The organism is Pseudomonas fluorescens, from assembly GCF_004683905.1.
Taxonomy (GTDB): Bacteria; Pseudomonadota; Gammaproteobacteria; order Pseudomonadales; family Pseudomonadaceae; genus Aquipseudomonas; species Aquipseudomonas putida_A.
Map to the genome: position 1 here is coordinate 2,999,758 of NZ_CP038438.1, position 23,376 is coordinate 3,023,133.

The following is a 23,376-nucleotide window of genomic DNA, read 5'->3' on the forward strand; positions in this document are numbered from 1 at the left end:
GTGCATGCGCTATTCAGCCTTGACCCAACGCATCGCCGGGGAGGGAGCCGCTGCCTGGCAGATTCATGACCGAGCGCTGGAGCTGCGCGCCGAGGGCGTCGATATCCTGCTGCTGAGCGTGGGGGATCCGGATTTCGATACGCCGCTGCCGATCATTCATGGCGCCATCGACAGTCTGCTGGCCGGCGATACGCATTATTCCGAAGTGCGTGGTCGCTTGGCGCTGCGCAAATTGATCGCCGCCCGCCACCAGCGGCGCAGCGGTCAGGTGGTGGATGCCGAGCACGTGATCGTGCTGCCCGGCGCGCAATGCGCGGTGTATTCGGTCGCGCAATGCCTGCTGGATCCGGGTGACGAAGTGATCGTCGCCGAGCCGATGTACGTGACCTATGAGGGTGTGTTCGGCGCGTGCGGCGCGACAGTGGTGCCGGTGCCGGTCAGGCCGGAGAATGGCTTTCGCGTTGACCCCGCCGATGTCGCCGCGCGGATCACGCCGAAGACCCGCGCGATGTTGCTCAACAGTCCGAATAATCCTTCCGGCGCGAGCCTGTCGCTGCTGATCTGGCAAGAGCTGGCGGCGCTGTGCGTGCGCCACGATTTGTGGCTGATCAGCGACGAGGTCTACAGCGATCTGCTGTACGAGGGCGAGCACATCAGCCCGGCGAGCCTGCCGGGCATGGCCGAACGCACGGCAACCATCAACAGCCTGTCGAAATCCCATGCCATGACCGGCTGGCGCATTGGCTGGTCGATCGGGCCGAAGGTGCTGGCCGAGCATCTGGTGAACCTGTCGTTGAGCATGCTGTTCGGTCTGCCGGATTTCGTGCAGAAAGCAGCGGAGGTCGCGTTGGCAAGCGATCTGCCGGAGGTGACGCAGATGCGCGACGAATACCGTTTGCGCCGCGATCTGGTGTGCGAGCGTTTGCGCGGTTGCCCGGGGTTGCAGCCGATCCGGCCCGATGGCGGGATGTTCGTGATGGTCGATGTGCGCCAGACCGGGTTTGGCGCGCAGGGGTTTGCCGAGCGCTTGCTGGAAGGTTATGGGGTCTCTGTGCTGGCTGGCGAAGCGTTCGGGCCGAGTGCGGCGGGGCATATTCGCATCGGGCTGGTGCTGGATCGGGTGCAGCTGGCGGATGCCTGTGCGCGGATTGCGTTGTGTGCGGTGCAGCTGTTGCAGGCGCGTATTGCCTGACAGTGTTGTGTTGCCTGAACTGGCCTCTTCGCGAGCAAGCCCGCTCCCACAGTGGATGGGTGTGTACATAATGTTATCTGTACACATCGAACCCTGTGGGAGCGGGCTTGCTCGCGAATGCAATCTGCCATTCAGCGCATTTTTCAGCCCTGCCAAGCCACCGGATTCACCAGATTCACCGGCTTCTCCCCAGCCAAAGCCGCCAGCAGATTGTCCACCGCACACCGCGCCATCGCCTCCCGCGTCTCATGCGTCGCCGAACCCATGTGCGGGGTTGCCACCACATAGTTCAACTGCAACAACGGCGAATCATGATTCAGCGGTTCACGCTCGAATACATCCAGCCCCGCTGCGCGAATCCGCTGGTGGCGCAACGCGTCGATCAGCGCCGCTTCATCCACCACTTTGCCGCGCGAGATATTGATGAAGATGCTCTCGGGGCGCATCAGCGCAAATTGCTCGGCGCCGATCAGGCCTTCGGTCTGCGCAGTCAGCGGCAGGGTCAGGCAGATGAAATCGGCCTCTTGCAGCAGCGCCTCAAGGCTACGGTACTGCGCGTCAAAACGCGCCTCGACCGCCGGTTTACGCGACTGACTGTGATAGAGCACCGGCATGCCAAAACCGAAATGCCCGCGCTGCGCCAGCGCTTCGCCGATGCGGCCCATGCCGATGATGCCCAAGGTCTTGCCGTGTACATCGGTGCCGAAATGCGCCGGGCCGATGTTGCGATGCCACTGGCCGCTGCGCACCATGTTCGCCAGTTCCACTACGCGCCGGGCCGTGGCGAGGATCAGGGCGAAACCGGTGTCGGCGGTGGTTTCGGTGAGCACGTCCGGGGTGTTGCTAAGGAGGATCTTGCGCCGGGTCAGGTAGTCGATGTCGTAGTTGTCGACACCCACTGAGACACTGGCGATGGCCTCAAGCTGCGGCGCCAGATCGAGCAGCGCGGCGTCGAGTTTCAGGCTGGCGCCGAGCAAGCCATGGGCGCCGGGCAGGGCGTCACGCAGCTTCATCAGGCCGTCGGCGTCGAGGCTTTCGATCAACGTCACTTCACACTGTTGCTGCAGACGCGTCATCAGCGCTGGCGAGAGTTTCTTGTACAGCACGACTTGCTTTTTCATGGGCAAAAATCTCTTCAGGAATGCGCCGGCACGGGACGCGTGACTACGGCTTTGGCCACGACACGATCACTGGCGCCAGGCTTGAGAAAAATCGTCAGCACCACCGACAGCAGCAACGCGCCGCTCATCAGCAGGTACGAAGCACCGGGCGAACCGGTGGAGCTGTTCAGGTAGCCGACCAGGTACGAGCCGCCGAACGAACCCAGCGCGCCCATGCTGTTGATCAGCGCCATGGCACCGCCGGCGACGTTGGCCGGCAGGATCTCCGGAACGATGGCGAAGAACGGCCCGTAAGGTGCGTACATGCAGGCACCGGCGATCACCAGCAGTGTGTACGACCACCAGAAATGTTCCGCGCCCAAGGCGTAGGAACCGTAGAACGCAATGGAGGCGATCAGCAGTGGCGGCCAGACGAAGCGTTTACGCTTCTGCAGTTTGTCCGAGCCCCACGACACCGCGAGCATGCCGATCACCGCCGCCAGATACGGCAGCGCCGACAGCCAGCCGGCCTCGATCATGTCCATTTGCGCGCCGGCCTTGAGGATCGACGGCAGCCACAGCACGAAGCCGTAGACGCCGATGCTCCAGCAGAAAAACTGCAGCGCCAGAATGATCACCTTCGGCGAGCGGAACGCTTCGGCGTAGTTCTTCACCGCTTTGATCCCGACCTGTTCGGCGGCGAGAGCGCTTTCCAGGTCGTGCTTTTCCTGTTCGCTCAGCCACTTGGCCTGAGCAGGACGATCATCGGCCAGCTTCCACCAGATAAACGCCCAGATCACCGCCGGCAAACCTTCGATGATGAACATCCAGCGCCAGCTGAAGTGCTGCACCAGATAGCCCGAAACCACCGACATCCACAGCATCGTTACCGGGTTGCCGAGGATCAGAAAGGTGTTGGCCCGCGAGCGTTCGGCGCGAGTGAACCAGTGGCACAGGTAAACCAGCATCGCCGGCATCACCGCGGCTTCTACCACACCGAGCATGAAGCGAATCACGATCAGCCAGTAGGCGTTCGACACCACGCCGGTCAGGGTGGCGAGGCCGCCCCAGAAAATCAGGCTGAAGAAGATCAGCTTTTTCACGCTGTGCTTCTGCGCGTAGATCGCTCCCGGTACCTGGAAGAAAAAGTAACCGAGGAAGAACAGCGCCCCGAGCAATGACGACAGGCCCGGGGTGATCATCAGGTCGGCAGCCATGCCGGAGGCGGCGGCGAAGCCGTAGTTGGCGCGATCCAGATACGCCAGGCTGTAGGTGATGAACACGATCGGCATGATGTACCACCAGCGGCGGGCGGCGAGGGTTACGGTTTTCATGGTGTTGCTCCTGAGCTTGTTGTTTTTGTCGCAGCAGGTTCAATTAGCGGGTTGTCTTGGCGGGCCTCATCGCGAGCAGGCTCACTCCTACAAGGGTTATGTGTTTGCCGCTGCAGCTGTGACTGGCGGAGATCCACTGTAGGAGTGAGCCTGCTCGCGATCAGCGGCCTCGAATTCAGCGACGAGCTCAGACCGGGTCGGCAACCCCTCCATGTCCCCGCGACTCTGCACCGCCCGACTGCCAATCCAGTTCGCGCGGTGCACCGCCTCGGCAAAACTCTGATGCTCCAGCAGGGCACTGATCATGCCAACCGCAAAGCCATCACCCGCACCCACGGTGTCGACCACGTTGGCCACCGGCACCCCGGCGACAAAACCCTGATCCAGTTGCGTGCGGTAATAGGCACCTTGCGGCCCAAGCTTGATCGCCACGGCTTCGGCGCCCTGATCGAGATAAAACGCCGCGATGTCCGCCGGGTCTTCGAAGCCGGTCAGCAAGCGACCTTCGCTCAAGCCCGGCAAGACCCAATGGGCGAGGGCGGCGAGGCGGTTGATCTCGCGGATCATCTCTTGCTCGGTGGCCCACAGGCTCGGGCGCAGATTGGGGTCGAACGACACGCTGCGCCCGGCATGACGCATGCGTGTCATCAGCTCGAACGAAATTTCCCGCGCACTGGCCGACAGTGCCGGTGGAATCCCGGTGGCGTGCAGGTGGCGGGCACTGAGCAAAGTGTCGCTGATCGACTGCACGGACAGATGACTGGCCGCCGAGCCACGGCGGAAATACTCGACCTGCGGGTCGCTGCCGTCGTCGTTACGCGACTTGAACTGGAAACCGGTCGGGTGCTGGTGATCGACCGCGACGTGACTGCAATCCAGACCTTCCTTGATCAAGGTCTCGACCACGAAACGTCCGAGGGAATCGGCGCCGACCCGGCTCAGCCACGCCACATTGAAACCCAGGCGCGACAGGCCGATCGCCACATTGCTGTCGGCGCCGGCAATGCGCCGGTGGAAGTGTTGGACTTCGGCCAGATCACCGGTCTGCTCGGCGACCAGCATCGCCATGGTTTCGCCGAACGACAGAATATCGATGTCAGACATGGGCAGGCTCCAGACGCGATTGGCCAAGGCGGGCGAGGGCGGCGACGTGCTCGGTGGTCAGCGCCACCAGGTCATCGCCCTGCAACGGGTATTCGGCGGCACGCATAACGCCTTGGGCCATGTGCCGCAGCAGTTGTTCCCACAAATGCAGGTCGCTGACGGCGGGCGGCACGGCGACCAGTTTGCCGTCGGCGCGGCGGGCCACGGCTTTGCAGTGCACGTAGCCGACGTGGCGTCCGAGCAGACGTGCGGCGTTGGCGGCGGACTGGTCTTGCCACTGCCAGTTGCCGATGTCGAAGGTCATCTTGATCGGCAAATCATGCTGCTCCACCGCCGCGAAAAAACGCTGGAACGGCTCGATGCGGCCGCCCTGCAAGGTCTGGTCGTTTTCCACCAGCAGCTGCACCGGGCTGGCGCCGAGCAGCTGTTTCAGCGCCTGCAAATCACAGTTGTCGGTGAAGTAACCGAGCGAGACTTTCAACCATTTCGAGCCAAACGCTTCTGCATGTTGCAGGGCGTTGATCAGCTCGGGATTGGGCCGCGCCTGACCGGCGAGCCACAGTTCGCTCGGCGACGAATAGATGCTTTGCAGTCCCTGCGCCCGAGTGGCGGCTTGCAGTTGCTCGGGCACTTCGCGAGTCAGCAGCTCTTCGCGCCATTCGATGCGATCAGCGCCAGCGGCGGCCAGCACATCGATGAAGAAGTCCTGCCCGCGTTGGCGCACAAGCTCGGCGCCGTAGCTGGACAGGCTGATGGAAACGGCAGGTTTATTCATTGTTATCTACCTCTGAAACCGGTTTCATTTTTGTTCAAAAAAATCTGATTGATCTTCGTCGGGCGTTCGGGCGCCATCGCGAGCAGGCTCACTCCTACATTTGGAATGCGCTCCCCCTGTAGGAGTGAGCCTGCTCGCGATGGCGCCATAACATTCACCGCAAAGATCCTCGGGTAGACCCGCGCTCAATCAGCACCGGCGCAAAATCCACTCTGCGCGCTACCTCGACATCCCCCCGCAAACGCTTGAGCAAACACTCAAACGCCCGCGCGCCAATCTCGGCTGTGGGCTGGGCGAGGGCGGTAATTCCGCTGCCGACCAACGGGTACCAATCCAGATCATCCAGGGCAATCAGCCCGACATCCTCGAACAATCGGCAACCGATTTCACGCAAGGCCAGGGTACAGGTCAGCGCTGCCACACCGTTGGCGCAGAACAGTGCTTTCGGCCCGGTCGCCGGTGTGTCCAAAAAGATTTGAAGATGAGTAGCGAGTGCGTCGCCGGTTTCCAGCACCGCCCCGGTCAACCCGGAGCGCTGGGCAATCTGCGCCTGAAAACTGCTGACCCGCTCGATCCGCGAACTGGTGCCGTCATAAGGCTCAGTCACCAGCAACACATCGCGATAGCCGCGCTGTTCCAGGTGCTTCAGCGCCATCTCAACAGCTTGCGGATTGTTCAGCCCAACCATGTCGCTGTCGAGGCCATCGACCTTGCGGTCCACCAGCACCAAGGGCATTTCCCGGTGCAACTCGTGGAGTTCGTCACGGTGATGGCCAAGGGTGTTCACGATCAGCCCTTCGATGTTGTACGAGCGCAACAACGCCAGGTGTTGGCGTTCCTGCTCGTCATCGCGGTCGGTGTTGCACACCACCAGGCTGTAGCCGTGCGCACGGCAGGCGGTTTCCACCCCGTGCATCACGGCAATCGAATAAGGGTTGCGGATATCGGCCACCAGCATGCCGATCAGGCGCGTGCGCCCGCGTTTCAGACCACGGGCCATCTGGTTCGGGCGGTAACCCAGCTCACTGATCGCCTGCTCGATACGCAAGGCGATGGCATCGGAGAGCAGGGCGCGGTCGTCGCCGATGAAGCGCGAGACGCTGGCCTTGGATACGCCGGCGCGTTCGGCAACATCAAGCATGGTCACGCGGCTGCGCTGGGCGGCGGAGAAGTCGTTCACGGTCTGAAACCTATTATTGGATTTATTCGTTTCATGCGCCTCGATGGCGCTGAAACCGGTTTCAGGAAACACCAGAAGCTGACGCTCCGTCAAGTGAATGCGCGTGGTACTTCAACTTGGTGCCGACGGGCGGTGTTCAGCGTTACTGAAGTATCTGCGCAATGCTCAGCCAAACAGGCCGGCAGCAATATTGATCGAAAAGCCCAGAATCGCGGTGTTGAACACAAAACCGATCAATGATTGCGCCAGGACGATCTTGCGAATGTCGCGGGTAGCCACGCCGACATCGGCAGTCTGCACTGCTACGCCGATGGTGAAGGAGAAATACAGGAAGTCCCAATAATTGGGCGTGGTCAGACCTTCAGCGAAACGCAGGGCCGGTTCCTTGCCATCCCAGGTGTAAAACAGGCGCGCGTAGTGCACACAGAAGATCACCCCGATCACCAGCCAGGAACCTACGACGGTGACGGCGGTGAACGCGTAATGCAGAAGTTTGTGATGGGTATCCAGATCCTTGGTGCCGGCCAGTTCCAGGGTGATGGCGGCCAGGCTGGCCAATGCTGCGATACACACCACGAACAGCACCAGTCCGGCATTCTCGTCTTCGACGACGGCGATGCGTTTGACGTCCGGTGCCTTGGCCCGGGTGGCGAGCCAGAACATCAGGATCAGGTAAGTCCAGACGCCGGCGTTCCAGCCGATGAGGATTTTGCTGACGACGGAGTCGGCAGGGACCAGCAGGCCGGTGGCAAGGCCGACCAAAGCGGCGGCGGACAGGCGAGGGTGGGTGCGGGCGAGAAAGCGCATGGGGACTCGATGGGCCAGGATGTTTTTACACCTTAGCCCAGCGACGTCTCGGATGACCACTGACTTGACTGTTCGAATGACCTTGTGGGAGCGGGCTTGCTCGCGAAAGCGGTGTGTCAGCTACATGAATGCTGACTGACACGATGCCTTCGCGAGCAAGCCCGCTCCCACAGGGATCAGTGGTGTTTAGTGAGGCGTTGAACGAGCTTCATCACTACCACAAAGAACAACGGCACGAAAATCACCGGATGACCACTGACGTGACTGTTCGATGACCTTGTGGGAGCGGGCTTGCTCGCGAAAGCGGTGTGTCAGCTACATGAATGCTGACTGACACGATGCCTTCGCGAGCAAGCCCGCTCCCACAGGGATCAGTGGTGTTTAGTGAAGCGTCGTACGAGCTTCATCACTACCACAAAGAACAACGGCACGAAGATCACCGCCAGCGTTGCCGTGATCATCCCGCCGATCACTCCGGTGCCGATAGCTTGCTGGCTTGCCGAGCTGGCGCCAGTGGCGATGGCCAACGGCACCACGCCGAGGATGAACGCCAGCGAAGTCATGACGATCGGCCGCAGACGCAGGCGCGCGGCTTGCAACGTCGCGTCGATCAGGTCGTGACCTTCGTCGTAAAGGCTCTTGGCGAACTCGATGATCAGGATCGCGTTCTTTGCCGACAGACCAATGATGGTAATCAGCCCGACCTTGAAGAACACATCGTTGGGCATGCCGCGCAAGGTTACCGCCAACACTGCGCCGAGCACACCTAGCGGCACCACCAGCAGCACCGAGGTCGGAATCGACCAGCTCTCGTACAGCGCCGCCAGGCACAGGAACACGATCAGCAACGACAGGCCGAGCAGGATCGGCGCCTGACTGCCGGACAGCCGTTCCTGCAACGACAGCCCGGTCCATTCCTGACCCAGACCTTTCGGCCCTTGAGCGACCAGCCGTTCAATCTCCGCCATGGCCTCACCGGTGCTGTGGCCTGGCGACGGTTCGCCGGAAATCGCAATCGCCGGATAACCGTTATAACGGGTCAGTTGCGCCGGGCCTTGCATCCATTTGGCCTGAACGAACGCCGACAGCGGCACCATGTGCCCGGCGTTGTTGCGCACGTGCATTTTCAGCAGGTCATCAACCTGACTGCGCTGATCGCCTTCGGCCTGGACCACCACCCGCTGCATGCGCCCCTGATTGGGGAAGTCGTTGATGTAGGAAGAACCCACGGCAGTGGACAACACGCTGCCGATGTCGGCGAACGACACGCCCAGCGCATTGGCCTGCTTGCGGTCTACCTCCAGTTGTACCTGCGGCGCTTCGGCCAGCGCGCTTTCGCGCACGTTCATCAGCACCGGGCTTTTCTCGGCGGCGGCGAGCAGTTCAGTGCGCGCCTGCATCAATGTCGCATGACCGAGACCGCCGCGATCCTGCAGACGGAATTCGAAACCGCTCGACGTGCCGAGGCCGTCTACGGGCGGTGGCAATACCGAGAACGCCATGGCGTCCTTGATCTGGCTCAGGGCGATGTTGGCACGGTCGGCAATCGAGCTTGCCGCATCATCGCTGCTGCGCTGCGACCAATCCTTCAGCGTGGAAAAGGCCAGCGCCGCGTTCTGCCCGCTACCAGAGAAGCTGAATCCGAGAATCACCACACTGTCACTGATACCGGGCTCGCCAGCGTTATGCGCTTCAAGCTGCTCGGCGACTTGCACCGTACGGTTCTTGGTGGCCCCGGGTGGCAGTTGAATATCGGTGATGGTGTAACCCTGATCCTCAACCGGCAGGAACGAGGAGGGCAGACGCGCAAAGCACAACCCCATGCCGATCAGCAGCACGCCGTAGATCAGCAGATAACGCCCGCTGCGCTTCAGCGCGTAGCCGACCCAGCCTTGATAGCGATCGGCCAGTTGCTCGAAGCGGCGGTTGAACCAGCCGAAGAATCCGCTTTTCTCGTGGTGCTCGCCCTTGGTAATTGGCTTGAGCAGCGTGGCGCACAGTGCAGGCGTCAGCGTCAGGGCCAGAAACGCCGAGAACAGAATCGATGTCGCCATCGACAGTGAGAACTGCCGGTAAATCACGCCCACCGAACCCTGCATGAACGCCATCGGGATGAATACCGCCACCAGCACCAGAGTAATACCGATGATCGCCCCGGTGATCTGTTTCATGGCCTTGCGCGTCGCCTCTTTCGGCGACAGGCCTTCAGTGGCCATGATCCGTTCGACGTTCTCCACCACGACGATGGCGTCGTCCACCAGAATGCCGATGGCCAGGACCATGCCGAACATGGTCAGTACGTTGATCGAGAAACCCAGCGCGAGCATGGTGGCGAAGGTGCCCATCAGGGCCACCGGCACCACCAGCGTCGGGATCAGCGTGTATCGGATGTTCTGCAGGAACAGGAACATCACCGCAAACACCAGCAGCATCGCTTCGCCCAAGGTGTAAACCACTTTGGTGATCGAGACTTTGACGAACGGCGAGGTGTCGTACGGAATCTTGTATTCGACGCCGGCCGGGAAGTAGCGCGACAGTTCGTCCATCTTCGCCCGGATCAATGTGGCGGTCGCCAGCGCATTGGCCCCAGGCGCCAACTGCACGCCGACGGCGGTGGACGGCTTGCCGTTCAAGCGCGTGCCGAACTGGTATTCCTGACTGCCGACTTCGACCCGTGCCACATCGCCGATGCGCACGGTGGAGCCGTCGGCATTGGCCTTGAGCACGATGTCGGCGAACTCTTCCGGCGTCGACAACTGCCCCTTGACCAGAATGGTCGCGGTGATTTCCTGCGAGGATGGGTTGGGCAAGTCGCCAATACTGCCCGCCGAAACCTGCGCGTTTTGCGCGACGATGGCGGCGTTGACGTCAGCCGGGGTCAGATTGAAACCGATCAGCTTCTGCGGATCGATCCAGATCCGCATCGCCCGTTCGGCGCCATACAGCTGCGCCTTGCCGACGCCGTCGATGCGCTTGATTTCGTTCATCACGTTACGCGCCAGATAATCACTGAGCGCTACGTCATCAAGCTTGCCGTCGCTGGAGGTCAGGGTGATCAGCAACAGGAAACCGGCAGAGACTTTCTCCACCTGCAGGCCTTGCTGATTGACTGCCTGCGGCAGGCGTGACTCGACCACTTTGAGACGGTTCTGCACATCCACCTGCGCCAGCTCCGGGTTGGTGCCCGGCTGGAACGTCGCTTTGATCGTCGCGCTGCCGAGGCTGCTCTGCGATTCGAAGTACAGCAGGTGATCGGCGCCGTTGAGCTCTTCTTCGATCAGGCTGACCACGCTTTCATCGACGGTCTGCGCCGAGGCGCCAGGGTACACCGCGTAGATTTCGATCTGTGGCGGCGCGACATCGGGGTACTGCGCCACCGGCAATTGCGGAATGGCCAGCGCACCGGCCAACAGGATGAACAGGGCGACAACCCAGGCGAACACCGGGCGATCGATAAAGAACTGCGGCATATGAAAGCGTCCTGCTTACTGACCAGAGGTCTGGGCAAGTGGAAGAGGGGTGTCGTCGATCTGCACTTTTTCGCCTGGACGGGCGTGTTGCAGGCCTTCGATGACAATGCGGTCGCCGGGCTTGAGGCCGCCGCTGACGATCCAGCGGTCGTTTTGCACCGCGCCCAGTTGCACCGGCTGCTGGGCCACGCGCATCTGCTCGTCGACAGTCAGCACCTGGGCGATACCCGCGCTGTCACGCTGCACCGCACGTTGCGGCACGGTGATGCCGTTCTGCACGGTGGCTTGTTGCAGACGTACACGGATGAAGCTGCCCGGCAGCAGGTCGAGATCGGGATTGGGGAACTCGCTGCGCAGAATGATCTGGCCGGTGCCCGGATCGACGCTGATGTCGCTGAACAGCAATTTGCCCGGCAACGGATAGAGGCTGCCATCATCCTGAATCAGCGTGGCCTTGACCTGATCCTGACCGACTGCCTGCAACTGCCCGGAACGGAACGCGCGACGCAGTTCGTTGAGTTCACGGGTCGACTGAGTAAGGTCGGCGTAGATCGGGTTGAGCTGCTGAATCAGCGCCAGCGGCGTGGTTTCGTTCTGCCCGACCAGCGCACCTTCAGTGACCAATGCACGGCCGACCCGCCCGGAAATCGGCGCGGTGACGGTGGCGTAGCCGAGGTTCAGCTTCGCGCGTTCCACTGCAGCTTTATTGGCCGCCACATCGGCGGCGGTTTGCCGGGCATTGGCGCGGGCGTTGTCGTAATCCTGAGCGCTGATGGCCTTGTCGTCGATCAACTGCGCGTAGCGTTGTTCCTGCAGCCTGGCCTGGAAGGCATTGGCCTCGGCCTTGCGCAACGCGGCTTCGGCGCTATCGAGATCAGCCTTGAACGGTGCCGGGTCGATGCGAAACAGCACGTCACCCTTTTTCACGTCGCTGCCTTCACGGAAGGTCCGTTGCAACACCACCCCGGCCACTCGGGCACGCACTTCAGCGATGCGCGGGGCGGCGATACGCCCGCTCAGTTCGCTGCTGATCGACAGGGGGCGGGCCTCGATGGTCTCGATGCGCACGGTAGCTGGCGGCGCTTCTTCTTCGGCCTTCGAGGACGAATCACAGGCGCTCAGCAACAGCGCAGCGGCGATCAGGCCGAGCCCGGCCAGAAGATTTTTTGACATGTACCACCCCCAATATTGAAGCCCGCATCCTAAGGCCAGACGCCGAGGGTAGCGGTGAAGCTTTGTAGGCGCTGTGTGAAATTGTGTAAGGGTTTTACTCAGGGACGGGCGAGGGCGTATATCCTTTACGCCTTGAAATTTATTGCGACAGATAAACCGCCATCGCGAGCAGGCTCACTCCTACATTGGAACTGTGCCAGACACGAACCTTGTAGGAGTGAGCCTGCTCGCGATGAGGCCCGAACAGTCGCCACTGCACTTTCCTTGGAACACCCCATGCCCAACATCCTCCTGGTCGAAGACGACACCGCCCTCGCCGAACTGATTTCCAGCTACCTGGAGCGCAACGGCTATTCCGTCAGCGTGATCGGCCGTGGTGACCACGTGCGCGAGCGGGCACGGATCAATCCGCCGGATCTGGTGATCCTCGACCTGATGCTGCCGGGCCTTGACGGCTTGCAAGTCTGCCGCCTGCTGCGGGCCGATTCGGCGACGCTGCCGATCCTGATGCTGACCGCCCGCGACGACAGTCACGATCAGGTGCTGGGCCTGGAAATGGGCGCCGACGATTACGTCACCAAACCCTGCGAGCCACGGGTTTTGCTGGCCCGGGTGCGTACGTTGCTGCGGCGCAGCAGCCTCGGTGAACCGATGACGGTCAATGACCGCATTGTCATGGGCAATCTCTGCATCGACCTGTCCGAGCGCACCGTGACCTGGCGCGAGCAACCGGTGGAACTGTCCAGCGGCGAATACAATTTGCTGGTGGTGCTGGCCCGGCATGCCGGGGAAGTGCTGAGCCGCGATCAAATCCTGCAACGCCTGCGCGGCATCGAGTTCAACGGCACCGACCGCTCGGTGGACGTGGCGATTTCCAAGCTGCGGCGCAAGTTCGACGACCATGCGGGCGAGGCGCGCAAGATCAAGACGGTATGGGGCAAGGGCTACCTGTTCAGCCGCTCCGAGTGGGAATGCTGAGCTGATGTTCAGAATCCTCTTTCGCCTGTATCTGGTGACGATCGTCTCCTACAGCGCGGCGATCTATCTGGTGCCGGATCTGGTGATCATGGCGTTCCGCGAGCGCTTCATCACCTACAACCTCGACTACTCGCGCGGCCTGCAATCGCTGATCACCCGGCAGTTTCACGCGGTGCCGCAGGATCAGTGGCCGGCACTGGCGCAGTCGATGGACAAGGACTTCCAGCCGCTGCACATCGCTCTGGCGCGCATCGACGACGCCGGGTTCACCGCCCCCGAGCAAGTGCGCTTGCGCGCCGGGGAAAACGTGGTGCGTATCGGCGATTGGGGATGGCGCACCTTGGCGGTCACGCCGCTGAACGATGACGTTGCCGTGCAGATGGTAGTGCCGCCGGATCCGCTGGACGTCAATCTGTTGTACTGGAGCATCAACGTGCTGATCGGTGCGAGCATGCTCGCCTGCCTGCTACTGTGGATTCGTCCGCACTGGCGCGATCTGGAGCGCCTCAAGGGCGCCGCCGAACGCTTCGGCAAGGGCCACCTGAACGAGCGCACGCAAATCCCCGCCAGTTCCAACATCGGCAGCCTGGCCAACGTGTTCGACACCATGGCCGGCGATATCGAAAATCTGCTCAACCAGCAGCGCGACCTGCTGAATGCGGTGTCCCACGAATTGCGCACGCCGCTGACCCGTCTGGACTTCGGTCTGGCCCTGGCGCTGTCCGATGATTTGCCGGCGACCAGTCGCGAGCGCCTGCAAGGACTGGTCGCACACATTCGGGAACTGGATGAGCTGGTGCTGGAACTGCTGTCCTACAGCCGCCTGCAGAACCCGGCGCAGTTGCCGGAACAGGTCGAGGTTTCGCTGGATGAGTTTATCGACAGCATTCTGGGCAGTGTCGATGAAGAACTGGACTCGCCGGACATCGTCATCGATGTGCTGCTGCACGGTCAGCTCGAACGTTTCACGCTGGATCCGCGCCTGACCGCCCGAGCGATCCAGAACCTGCTGCGCAATGCCATGCGCTATTGCGAAAAACGCATTCAGATTGGCGTGCAGGTCAGCCCCGATGGTTGCGAGATCTGGGTCGACGACGATGGCATTGGCATCCCGGATGATGAGCGTGAGCGGATTTTTGAACCGTTTTATCGACTTGATCGCAGTCGTGATCGGGCTACCGGCGGCTTTGGTCTGGGCCTGGCCATCAGCCGTCGGGCGCTGGAGGCGCAGGGCGGGACCTTGACGGTTGAAAGTTCGCCGCTGGGTGGGGCGCGGTTCAGGTTGTGGTTGCCTGACATGACTTGACCCGAAACCTGTGGGAGCGGGCTTGCTCACGAAGGCGGAGTGTCAGTCGACATAAACTAATCTGACACACCGCTTTCGCGAGCAAGCCCGCTCCCACAGGGGTTTTGTGTTGGTCAGATCAGTTGGTTTGATTGAATCAAGCCAACCCCGGCCGTCTGCATCCGCTCCATCGCCGCTGCCAGTGACCCATCCCTGTCAATGGCACGACAGGCGTCCAGCACCACGAACGCGTTGAACCCCGCCGCCCGAGCATCCAGCGCGGAAAACATCACACAGAAATCCAGCGCCAGACCGACCATGTACACCGTGTCGATACCGCGTTCTTTCAGGTATCCGGCCAGACCGGTGGTGGTGCACCGGTCCGCCTCGAGAAACGCCGAATAGCTGTCGATGTCCGGATTACAGCCCTTGCGGATGATCAGTTGCGCGTGCGGCAGGTTCAGCTCGGGGTGAAACTCGGCACCGGATGTGCCTTGCACACAATGCTCCGGCCAGAGTACCTGCTCGCCGTAGGGCAACTGAATTACCTCGTAAGGCTGGTGTCCGGGGTGGCTTGAGGCAAAGGACGCGTGGCCGCTCGGGTGCCAGTCCTGGGCAATCACCACCTGTTTGAACAGGCCACCGAGGCGATTGATCAGCGGCACGATCTGATCGCCTTCGGGCACGGCCAACTGGCCGCCGGGGATGAAGTCGTTCTGCACGTCAATGACCAGCAGGGCGGTGCGGGGTGAAATCTGCATCGGGGCTTCCTCCTTGGATAATCACCCGCTCAGCATAGTGGAGCGGCACTCACGCGCCCAGCTTGTCGACCAGGTGTTTTGCCAGGTCTTCCAGCGCCGGCGCCGGGTTGTGCCCGATCAACATCCACGCATGCTCACCTTCGGTCCAGTACACCACGTTCATTTCGTGGCGCCGTTCGTGCGCCAAAGGCTGGCTGCCACTGTTGGAGCGAGTCACGCACAAGGCCAGCGGCCCGTGTTTCGCATCGAGATAGGTCAGTTGCGCAATCGGCACACCGTCGTACTCAAGCATTTGTGCACGCTTGAGTTCGGCGCCCGGCAACCTCACCAGTGCCGGCGATAGATTCAGCCCCAAGCGTGCATCTACCGCACGCAGTTGCGATCGCTGGCTGGCTTCGTCACTGGGCAGGTGATCGAGGGTTTGCGGCACATACAGTGCCATGTAGTCGCCCACCAGGGCGCGCCAGTTATGCGTTTGCTGCGTTTGCCAGGCGAGAAACAGGCGATCGGCCAACACGCCGCCCGCCAGCAGACTCGCGGCGGCCGCACCGATGAACCAGCGTCGACTCAGGCCAGGCCGCTGGGGGGAGGGGATGGCATCGAGGCGCGCCTGCAAACGTTCCAGCGGTGCCTGTAGCGCCAGTTCGTCATAGGCATCCTTGTACGGCAGGCTGCTGCGTTCGAACCATTGCACGCGCAGGCTGAGCAACGGGTCGTCGGCAATCGCGCTGTCGAGTTGGGCGCGATAGGCTGGGTCCAGCTCGTCGTCGAGGTAGGCCACCAGTTGTTCGTCGGAGGGCTTGTTCATGGGCGGTCACCTCCGGTGGTTTTCGGCACGGCTTGCAGGGGCGGGTATTCGGCCAGTTTCAGGCGCGCGGTGGCCAGACGGCTCATCACCGTGCCGATCGGCACCTGCAGGATCTCGGCGACTTCACGGTAGGACAGGCCTTCGACATAAGCCAGATACACGGTTTCGCGCTGGGTTTCCGGCAACGCATCGACCCGGCGAATCACTTGCGCCGCCATCACATGAGTCTGCGCGGCGTATTCGCCATCGAAGGCCAGTTGCGCGTCGGCATCGACCTGACCGGCGCCCTGACGCACCCGACGCGCGCGCACTTCGTTGAGCCAGATTGAATGCAGGATGCTCAGCAACCAGCGATCCATGCGCGTGCCGGCCACATATTGGCCGGCACGCTCCAGCGCCCGTACACACGTGGCCTGCACCAGATCCTCGGCCACGTGACGATTGCGCGACAGCAGCAGGCCGTAGCGCCACAGCCGCGCCAGATGCTGTCCGAGTTCCGCTCTGAATGCCTGATCGCTGACGATGATGGCGTTCCTTTATCTATGTCAGGTTTTCGATGAATCGTTGATGGCTTCAGCCAGGTCCTGGTATTCCTCGCAGGCGGTGCCGCAAATCGATTTGATCTGCTGCAATTGCTCCTGCGCCAGGTCGACGCGGCCTTTGATCACATAGGCTTCGCCGAGGTATTCACGCACTTGCGCGTACTGCGGATCGAGTTTCACCGATTGCAGGTAATAGCCGATGCCTTCATCGGTACGTCCCAGTTTTCGCGTGGCGTAACCGCGATAGTTGAGGGCCTTGGCGGTGTTCGGTTGTTTCAGGGTGTCGAGCAGGGCCAGGGCCTCTTCGTAGCGACCGTCCTTGGCCAATCGGTAGGCATAGTCGGTGCGATCGGCATCCGGTACGGCGCTACTGGTCTGCAGCACGCATTTCTGCGATTTGCTGTCCCAGACCTGGCCTTTGGGGCAGTTGGGCTTCTGCACGGGCGCACTTTCATCACCGTTGGCAAACACCATTGACGCAGACAACGCGGTGACCAGCAGCAACGGGGCGGCGAACATAACGGAACGGATAGTCATGGGCAAGGCTCCACAGAGGGTTATGTTTCACTTTGAACACCACAGCCCGGCATTTTATTCATCGCTTTGTCAGGCTCTGTTCAAGGTACGCGCAAATGGCGGCGTTATGCTCGGGAACGCCTGCCGTCCATCCAGCGCTTTGCCATGCCCCGGCGCTGCCACACGAGGAACTGCCATGAAAGATCAGGTCCATCACTCCGCTGCTGCCGGCTACAAGACTGCTGCCGACACCTACATCAAGGGCCGCCCGGACTACCCGCCGCAGGTAAGCCAGTGGTTGACCCAGACGTTGGGTCTGGACAGTCACAAGACTGTCATCGATCTGGGTGCCGGCACCGGCAAGTTCACCGGCCGGCTGGCGGCCACCGACGCGCAGGTGATCGCCGTGGAACCGGTGGCGCAGATGCTGGAAAAACTTTCCGCTGCCTGGCCGCAGGTGCTGGCGGTGAGCGGCACCGCGACCGATCTGCCACTGCCTGACGCGTCGGTGGATGCAGTGGTCTGCGCGCAGGCGTTCCATTGGTTCGCCACCCCGGAAGCCCTGACGGAAATCGCCCGCGTGCTCAAGCCTGGCGGCAGACTCGGGCTGATCTGGAACCTGCGCGATACACAGGTCCGCTGGGTGCCGAAACTCGACGCTATCGTGAATGCGCTGGAGGGGGACACGCCGCGTTACTACACCGGCCAATGGCGTCAGGCGTTTCCGCATCCGGCGTTCGGGCCGTTGCAGTCGCAGCAGTTTCATCATGGGCACACCGGCTCGCCCGAGGACGTGATCTTCAATCGGGTGCGCTCCACCAGTTTCATTGCGGCCTTGCCGCAGGCGCAGCGCGACAAGGTTGATGAGCAGATTCGCGCGTTGATTGCCTCGGAACCGGCGTTGCGTGGGCGGCATGTGCTGACGGTGCCTTATGAGACGGCGGCGTATGTGGCAGTGAAGGTTAGTTAGATCGGCGGTGAGCCTATCGCGGGCAAGCCACGCTCCCACAGGTCTTGGGTGGATCACAAAGTCTGTGATCAAACCTGACCCTGTGGGAGCGGGCTTGCTCGCGAAGAGGCCAGCCCTGTCACCCCATTTCTCGAAGCAGTCCCGCATTTGGCCGAACCGCCATCGTGATGCCTTGTTATAGTTCGGGCCTCATTTTCAGCCCGGTAAAGGATCACTGCCATGACTCAATACACCGCCTTCAGCGTCGAACTGGCCGACAACATCGCGCATGTGCAGATCAATCGCCCGGAAAAGATCAACTCGATGAACGCCGCGTTCTGGAGCGAGATCGTCGAGATTTTCCAGTGGATCGATGACACCGATGAAGTGCGGGTGGTGGTGCTGAGTGGCAACGGCAAACACTTTTCCTCGGGTATCGACCTGATGATGCTCGCCGGCGTCGCCAATGAACTGGGCAAGGACGTCGGCCGTAACGCGCGCCTGCTGCGGCGCAAGATTCTCACCCTGCAAGCCTCGTTCAATGCTGTCGACAACTGCCGCAAACCGGTACTGGCGGCGATTCAGGGCTACTGCCTCGGCGGTGCGATCGACCTGATCGCCGCCTGCGACATGCGCTACGCCGCCGAAGACGCGCAGTTCTCGATCAAGGAAATCGATATCGGCATGGCCGCCGATGTTGGCACTTTGCAACGGTTGCCACGGATCATCGGGGACGGCATGCTGCGTGAACTGGCTTACACCGGGCGCACTTTCGGCGCAGATGAAGCGCGCAGCATCGGCTTGGTCAATCGCGTATATGGCGACAAGGAGCTGCTGCTCGACGGCGTCATGGACATTGCCCGTGACATCGCCAGCAAATCGCCAATTGCGGTGACCGGCACCAAGGAAATGATCAGCTACATGCGCGACCATCGCATCGATGACGGCCTCGAATACGTTGCCACCTGGAACGCCGCCATGTTGCAATCCACCGACTTGCGCGTGGCCATGGCCGCCCATATGAGTAAACAGAAACCCGAATTTCTGGATTGAGAAACCATGACAGCTCGCTGGACCACTGCAGTACTGGACACCGATCAACCCGGCGGCTGGGCCGTGGCGCGCAGCCCCGAAGGCTTTCTGTTCGATGACAACGGCGCGCTGTTCCCGCGGGAATGGCTCAAGCGTCAGGAGTTGTCGATTCTCACCGAACACGGCATCGGCCATCTCGATGGCGAGCCGGTGTATCTGCTGGAGCTGCGCAGTTCCAGCGACGTGCCGGGCTGCAACTGGAAAGGTCTGCGGGCGTTCATGCTCGATGGCGATCACACTGTCTACAAGGTGCTGGGTTATGCCGCGCAGATCGGCACCTGGGCGCGTGAACATCGCTTCTGCGGCAACTGTGGGCAGGCGATGACCCAGGTGCCGCGCGAGCGAGCGATGTATTGCCAGCCGTGCGACCTGCGCAGTTACCCGCGGATTTCGCCGAGCATGATCGTGCTGGTGACCCGTGGCGACGAGATCCTGCTGGCGCGCTCACCGCGTTTCGTCACCGGGGTCTACAGCACGCTGGCCGGGTTCGCCGAGCCGGGCGAGTCGGCGGAGGATTGCCTGATTCGCGAAGTACGCGAGGAAGTCAGCATCGAAGTGAAGAACATCCAGTACATGGGCAGCCAGTGCTGGCCGTTCCCGCATTCGATGATGCTCGGCTTCCATGCCGAATACGCCGGGGGCGAGATCGTCTGCCAGGAAGACGAGATCGAAGACGCCCAATGGTTCAACGTGCACGATCTGCCGCCGTTGCCGGCGTCAAAATCGATTGCCCGTTACCTGATCGACGTCTACGTGGCCCGCCGCTTAGGCCACGCTGAACCAGTGTTGCCAGGCTAGGCGCACGGTCAAACCCAATACCACGGTGATGAACACCGGACGAATGAACTTGGCGCCGCCGCTGATCGCGGTGCGCGCCCCGAAGAACGCGCCGACCATCACCGACAGGCCCATGCTCAGGCCGATGATCCAGTCCACTTGCCCGGAAAACACGAACACCGACAGCGCCGCGATGTTGCTGACGAAGTTCATGCTGCGCGCCACACCGCTGGCCTTGACCAGGTCGATCGGGTAGAGCAGCAGGCTGCTGACGGTCCAGAACGCACCCGTGCCAGGGCCGGCCACGCCGTCGTAGAAACCGAGGCTGAAGCCTTGGGTCGATTGCCATTTCTTCTTGATCGGCGCGTCGCTGTCCAGCGGCGCTTTGGGCGTGCCGCCGAACAACAGATACAGGCCACAGGCGAAGACGATCACCGGCAGCATCTTGTTCAGCCATTCCGCCGGCAGGTAGTGCGCGACGATGGCACCGGTGAGCGCGCCGACCAGGGTGCCGACGATCGCGTGCATCCACTGCCGAGGGTGGAACAGTTTGCGTCGGTAGAAGGTGAAACTGGCGGTGGCCGAGCCGAACGTCGAACTGAGTTTGTTGGTGCCCAGCACCAGGTGCGGCGGCAGGCCGGCAGTGAGCAGCGCCGGGGTGGTCAACAGACCGCCGCCGCCAGCAATGGCGTCGATGAAACCGGCAATGAAAGCGACAAGGGCCAGAACGGCCAGGGTGGTGAGGTCAACGCTGAGTTCGAAAGGCATGGAATCGGCTTATTCGGCAGGGCGCAGAAGGGCTGCGGGAGGTCGGTCATGTTACCTGTATCCGGCTTTTGCGGCGACCCGTCGGACGCCTTCGCGAGCAAGCCCGCTCCCACATTCTGGAATGCATTCAACCTGTGGGAGCGGGCTTGCTCGCGAAGAGGTCGGCTCAGGCACCGCCTATTCAACTGTTGCCCACCCAACACCTCGACAACAAATCACCCTCCAACAATGCAACTCCATCAGCCTCAAGCCCAATAAAACCGGCCCTCTGGACGCTGGCACGCTTGCTGCTCTGTCCCATTGACCTTCCCAATGTCCCGAGGACACGCCAATGAGCAAGCAAGCCGTGAAATTCGCCTACTGGGTGCCGAACGTCAGTGGCGGCCTGGTGGTCAGCAAAATCGAGCAGCGCACCGACTGGGGCATCGACTACAACCGCAAACTCGCGCAACTCGCCGAAGCGGCCGGGTTCGAGTACGCCTTGACGCAGATCCGCTTTACCGCCGGTTACGGTGCCGAGTTCCAGCATGAGTCGGTGGCGTTCAGTCATGCGCTGCTGGCGGCTACCACCAGGCTCAAGGTGATCGCGGCGATTCTGCCGGGGCCATGGCAGCCGGCGCTGGCAGCCAAGCAACTGGCGACCATCGATCAACTCACCAACGGCCGGATTGCGGTGAACATCGTCAGCGGTTGGTTCAAGGGCGAATTCCAGGCCATCGGCGAACATTGGCTGGAACACGACGAGCGCTATCGGCGTTCCGAGGAATTCATCCGCTCGCTGCGCGGGATCTGGAGCCAGGATAACTTCAGCTTTCGCGGCGACTTCTACCGCTTCGACAATTACAGCCTCAAACCGAAACCGCTGGGCCGCCCGGAGATCTTTCAGGGCGGTAGTTCCCGTGCGGCTAGGGACATGGCGGCGCGGGTCTCGGACTGGTATTTCACCAACGGCAACAGCGTCGAAGGGATCAAGGCGCAGGTCGATGACATCCGGGCCAAAGCGGCAGCCAACAATCACTCGGTGAAGATCGGCGTCAACGCCTTCGTGATTGCTCGCGACACTGAAGAAGAAGCGCGTGCGGTACTGGCGCAGATCATCGACCAGGCTGACCCGGACGCGGTCAACGCTTTCGGTGACGCCGCGAAGCAGGCGGGCAGGGCGTCGCCGGAGGGTGAGGGTAACTGGGCGAAATCGACGTTCGAGGATCTGGTGCAATACAACGATGGCTTCAAGACCAACCTGATCGGCACGCCACAGCAGATTGCCGAGCGGATTGTGGCGCTGAAAGCGGTGGGGGTGGATCTGGTGTTGGCGGGGTTTCTGCACTTTCAGGAGGAGGTGGAGTATTTCGGCAAACGTGTGTTGCCGTTAGTGCGGGAACTGGAGGCTGAAAAGACTGCCGCAGTAGCCTGAAACACCACAAAAACCTGTAGGAGTGAGCCTGCTCGCGATTGCGTATGAACAGTCAATATTCAGGCTGACTGACACACCGCTATCGCGAGCAGGCTCACTCCTACAATTGGAACTATGTGGACTTAGAGGCCTAGATCGGAGAGCCACGGATGATCATCCGGACGCCGACCCAGCGGCCAATGGAACTTGCGCTCGCTTTCCTTGATCGGCATGTCGTTGATGCAGGCATAGCGCTGGAACATCAGGCCGTGCTCATCGAACTCCCAGTTTTCGTTGCCGTAGGAGCGGAACCAGTTGCCCGAATCGTCGCGCCATTCATAGGCATAGCGCACGGCAATCCGCGTGTCCGAATAGGCCCAGAGTTCCTTGATCAGGCGGTAGTCGAGTTCCTTGGCCCATTTACGGGTCAGGAACGCCTTGGCTTCCTCGCGGTTGTTGGCGAACTCGGCGCGGTTGCGCCATTTTGTGTCGAGGGTGTAGGCCAACGACACCTTCTCGGGATCGCGAGAGTTCCAGCCATCTTCGGCCAGACGTACTTTTTCGATAGCCGATTCACGGTTGAACGGCGGTAAAGGCGGACGCACTTGGGCAGCAGTCGACATTTTCAGTCTCCCGATCTAATTAACGATTAAACAACGGTTGAGGCTTATTTAAGGCGTTACAGGTCCAATAACTTACGCGCCATGCATTGCGCATTATCAGCGGCACTGTGATCACCCATCACAAGCGCTACGGTAATGGCGCCGTCAATCAGGATCAGCAACTGTCTGGCCAGACGTTGCGGGTCCTCGGTGCCATGTTCGGTACACAGCTCGCACAGGTAGTCGAGCAGCTTCTGTTTATGGTCTTTGGCGACCTGGCGCACCGGGTCTTCAGGATCGCCGGTCTCGCCACTGGTATTGATGAAGGCACAGCCACGGAAACCTTCCGAGGCGAACCAGCTTTTGAGTACGGTAAACAGGTGGAGCAGGCGGTCGGCCGGGGTTTCGGCCTGATCGACGGCGCTGCGGTACCAGTGCATCCAGCGCACATCGCGGCGTTGCAAGGCAGCGACGGTCAGCTCCTCCTTGTTGGCGAAGTAGCGGTAGATGCTTTTTCTGGAGACGCCGGCGGTTTTCACCAGAAGATCCATGCCGGTGGCGGCGATGCCACTTTTGTAGATCAGCTTTTCGGTGACATCCAGAATGATGTCGCGGGTTGAGGTGTCAGTGATTTCGTTCATGTGGCGAACAGTAGAACGATCGTTCTCCTTGGTCAAGCAGTTATTTTTGTGTCTGCGATACCGCTTTCGCGAGCAAGCCCGCTCCCACATTTGAAATGTGATCCACTGTGGGAGCGAGCCTGCTCGCGA

General features: G+C 61.4%; 21 protein-coding genes and 1 pseudogene. 7 read left to right on the forward strand and 15 right to left on the reverse strand.

Features of this window, described 5'->3' with window-relative positions:
- Positions 1-4: 4 nt before the first annotated feature.
- On the forward strand, positions 5-1,192 hold the full coding sequence (locus E4T63_RS13650; protein WP_135295751.1) for a pyridoxal phosphate-dependent aminotransferase: 1,188 nt from the start codon (positions 5-7) through the stop codon (positions 1,190-1,192).
- Positions 1,193-1,335: 143 nt separating this feature from the next.
- Here the strand turns inward: E4T63_RS13650 and E4T63_RS13655 are convergent, their stop codons facing one another.
- From E4T63_RS13655 to E4T63_RS13690, 8 genes and pseudogenes are all read right to left on the reverse strand, one after another.
- The gene (locus E4T63_RS13655) at positions 1,336-2,313 is read right to left on the reverse strand and encodes a 2-hydroxyacid dehydrogenase (RefSeq protein WP_098963964.1); all 978 of its coding nucleotides are present in this window, start codon (positions 2,311-2,313) and stop codon (positions 1,336-1,338) included.
- Positions 2,314-2,334: 21 nt separating this feature from the next.
- Positions 2,335-3,626, reverse strand: a pseudogene (locus E4T63_RS13660) (MFS transporter); the annotation flags it as partial.
- 96 nt (positions 3,627-3,722) lie between these two features.
- Positions 3,723-4,730 (reverse strand): sugar kinase, encoded by a 1,008-nt coding sequence (locus tag E4T63_RS13665; protein WP_135295753.1) that lies wholly within the window; start codon positions 4,728-4,730, stop codon positions 3,723-3,725.
- A complete protein-coding gene (locus E4T63_RS13670; RefSeq protein WP_098963967.1) occupies positions 4,723-5,505 on the reverse strand; it encodes a sugar phosphate isomerase/epimerase family protein in 783 nt (260 codons plus the stop codon). The genes E4T63_RS13665 and E4T63_RS13670 overlap by 8 nt, the downstream gene beginning before the upstream one ends.
- A gap of 154 nt (positions 5,506-5,659) precedes the next feature.
- Complete coding sequence (locus tag E4T63_RS13675; RefSeq protein ID WP_135295754.1) at positions 5,660-6,685, reverse strand: LacI family DNA-binding transcriptional regulator; 1,026 nt, start codon at positions 6,683-6,685, stop codon at positions 5,660-5,662.
- Between the two features lie 165 nt (positions 6,686-6,850).
- Positions 6,851-7,492: a DUF1345 domain-containing protein gene (locus E4T63_RS13680; RefSeq protein ID WP_027611985.1), complete on the reverse strand. Its 642-nt coding sequence runs from the start codon at positions 7,490-7,492 to the stop codon at positions 6,851-6,853.
- Positions 7,493-7,863: 371 nt separating this feature from the next.
- The gene (locus E4T63_RS13685; RefSeq protein WP_135295755.1) at positions 7,864-10,962 is read right to left on the reverse strand and encodes an efflux RND transporter permease subunit; all 3,099 of its coding nucleotides are present in this window, start codon (positions 10,960-10,962) and stop codon (positions 7,864-7,866) included.
- 15 nt (positions 10,963-10,977) lie between these two features.
- Positions 10,978-12,135 carry an efflux RND transporter periplasmic adaptor subunit gene (locus E4T63_RS13690; RefSeq protein ID WP_135295756.1) on the reverse strand — a complete coding sequence of 386 codons (1,158 nt, stop codon included), beginning with the start codon at positions 12,133-12,135 and terminating at the stop codon, positions 10,978-10,980.
- 276 nt (positions 12,136-12,411) lie between these two features.
- Here E4T63_RS13690 and E4T63_RS13695 point away from each other — a divergent pair, with 276 nt between their 5' ends.
- Together E4T63_RS13695 and E4T63_RS13700 are read left to right on the forward strand one after the other, a co-directional pair.
- On the forward strand, positions 12,412-13,113 hold the full coding sequence (locus E4T63_RS13695; RefSeq protein WP_003224662.1) for a response regulator transcription factor: 702 nt from the start codon (positions 12,412-12,414) through the stop codon (positions 13,111-13,113).
- 4 nt (positions 13,114-13,117) lie between these two features.
- On the forward strand, positions 13,118-14,419 hold the full coding sequence (locus E4T63_RS13700) for an ATP-binding protein (protein ID WP_027611982.1): 1,302 nt from the start codon (positions 13,118-13,120) through the stop codon (positions 14,417-14,419).
- 113 nt (positions 14,420-14,532) lie between these two features.
- On the opposite strand, the gene pncA is transcribed toward E4T63_RS13700, so the two are convergent.
- From pncA to E4T63_RS13720, 4 genes are all read right to left on the reverse strand, one after another.
- Positions 14,533-15,159 carry a bifunctional nicotinamidase/pyrazinamidase gene (pncA, locus tag E4T63_RS13705; protein WP_135295757.1) on the reverse strand — a complete coding sequence of 209 codons (627 nt, stop codon included), beginning with the start codon at positions 15,157-15,159 and terminating at the stop codon, positions 14,533-14,535.
- A 49-nt stretch (positions 15,160-15,208) separates the two neighbouring features.
- Positions 15,209-15,967 (reverse strand): transcriptional regulator, encoded by a 759-nt coding sequence (locus E4T63_RS13710; RefSeq protein WP_135295758.1) that lies wholly within the window; start codon positions 15,965-15,967, stop codon positions 15,209-15,211.
- The gene (locus E4T63_RS13715; RefSeq protein ID WP_245223462.1) at positions 15,964-16,422 is read right to left on the reverse strand and encodes a sigma-70 family RNA polymerase sigma factor; all 459 of its coding nucleotides are present in this window, start codon (positions 16,420-16,422) and stop codon (positions 15,964-15,966) included. The genes E4T63_RS13710 and E4T63_RS13715 overlap by 4 nt, the downstream gene beginning before the upstream one ends.
- Positions 16,423-16,512: 90 nt before the next feature.
- Positions 16,513-17,046: a tetratricopeptide repeat protein gene (locus E4T63_RS13720; protein ID WP_135295759.1), complete on the reverse strand. Its 534-nt coding sequence runs from the start codon at positions 17,044-17,046 to the stop codon at positions 16,513-16,515.
- A 175-nt stretch (positions 17,047-17,221) separates the two neighbouring features.
- Here E4T63_RS13720 and E4T63_RS13725 point away from each other — a divergent pair, with 175 nt between their 5' ends.
- From E4T63_RS13725 to nudC, 3 genes are all read left to right on the forward strand, one after another.
- Positions 17,222-17,995 carry a class I SAM-dependent methyltransferase gene (locus tag E4T63_RS13725; protein ID WP_135295760.1) on the forward strand — a complete coding sequence of 258 codons (774 nt, stop codon included), beginning with the start codon at positions 17,222-17,224 and terminating at the stop codon, positions 17,993-17,995.
- Between the two features lie 219 nt (positions 17,996-18,214).
- Positions 18,215-19,027 (forward strand): crotonase/enoyl-CoA hydratase family protein, encoded by an 813-nt coding sequence (locus E4T63_RS13730; RefSeq protein ID WP_098963974.1) that lies wholly within the window; start codon positions 18,215-18,217, stop codon positions 19,025-19,027.
- 6 nt (positions 19,028-19,033) lie between these two features.
- Positions 19,034-19,864, forward strand: a complete 831-nt coding sequence (nudC, locus tag E4T63_RS13735; protein ID WP_135295761.1) for an NAD(+) diphosphatase — start codon at positions 19,034-19,036, stop codon at positions 19,862-19,864.
- Here the strand turns inward: nudC and E4T63_RS13740 are convergent.
- Positions 19,832-20,611: a TSUP family transporter gene (locus E4T63_RS13740; protein WP_027611974.1), complete on the reverse strand. Its 780-nt coding sequence runs from the start codon at positions 20,609-20,611 to the stop codon at positions 19,832-19,834. The genes nudC and E4T63_RS13740 overlap by 33 nt on opposite strands.
- Positions 20,612-20,942: 331 nt before the next feature.
- Between E4T63_RS13740 and sfnG the strand changes: the two genes are divergently transcribed.
- Positions 20,943-22,025: a dimethylsulfone monooxygenase SfnG gene (gene sfnG / locus E4T63_RS13750; RefSeq protein WP_135295762.1), complete on the forward strand. Its 1,083-nt coding sequence runs from the start codon at positions 20,943-20,945 to the stop codon at positions 22,023-22,025.
- Positions 22,026-22,147: 122 nt separating this feature from the next.
- Here the strand turns inward: sfnG and E4T63_RS13760 are convergent, their stop codons facing one another.
- Positions 22,148-22,627: a DUF1348 family protein gene (locus tag E4T63_RS13760; RefSeq protein WP_135295764.1), complete on the reverse strand. Its 480-nt coding sequence runs from the start codon at positions 22,625-22,627 to the stop codon at positions 22,148-22,150.
- A 56-nt stretch (positions 22,628-22,683) separates the two neighbouring features.
- Complete coding sequence (locus E4T63_RS13765) at positions 22,684-23,247, reverse strand: TetR/AcrR family transcriptional regulator (RefSeq protein WP_135295765.1); 564 nt, start codon at positions 23,245-23,247, stop codon at positions 22,684-22,686.
- Positions 23,248-23,376 lie beyond the last annotated feature (129 nt).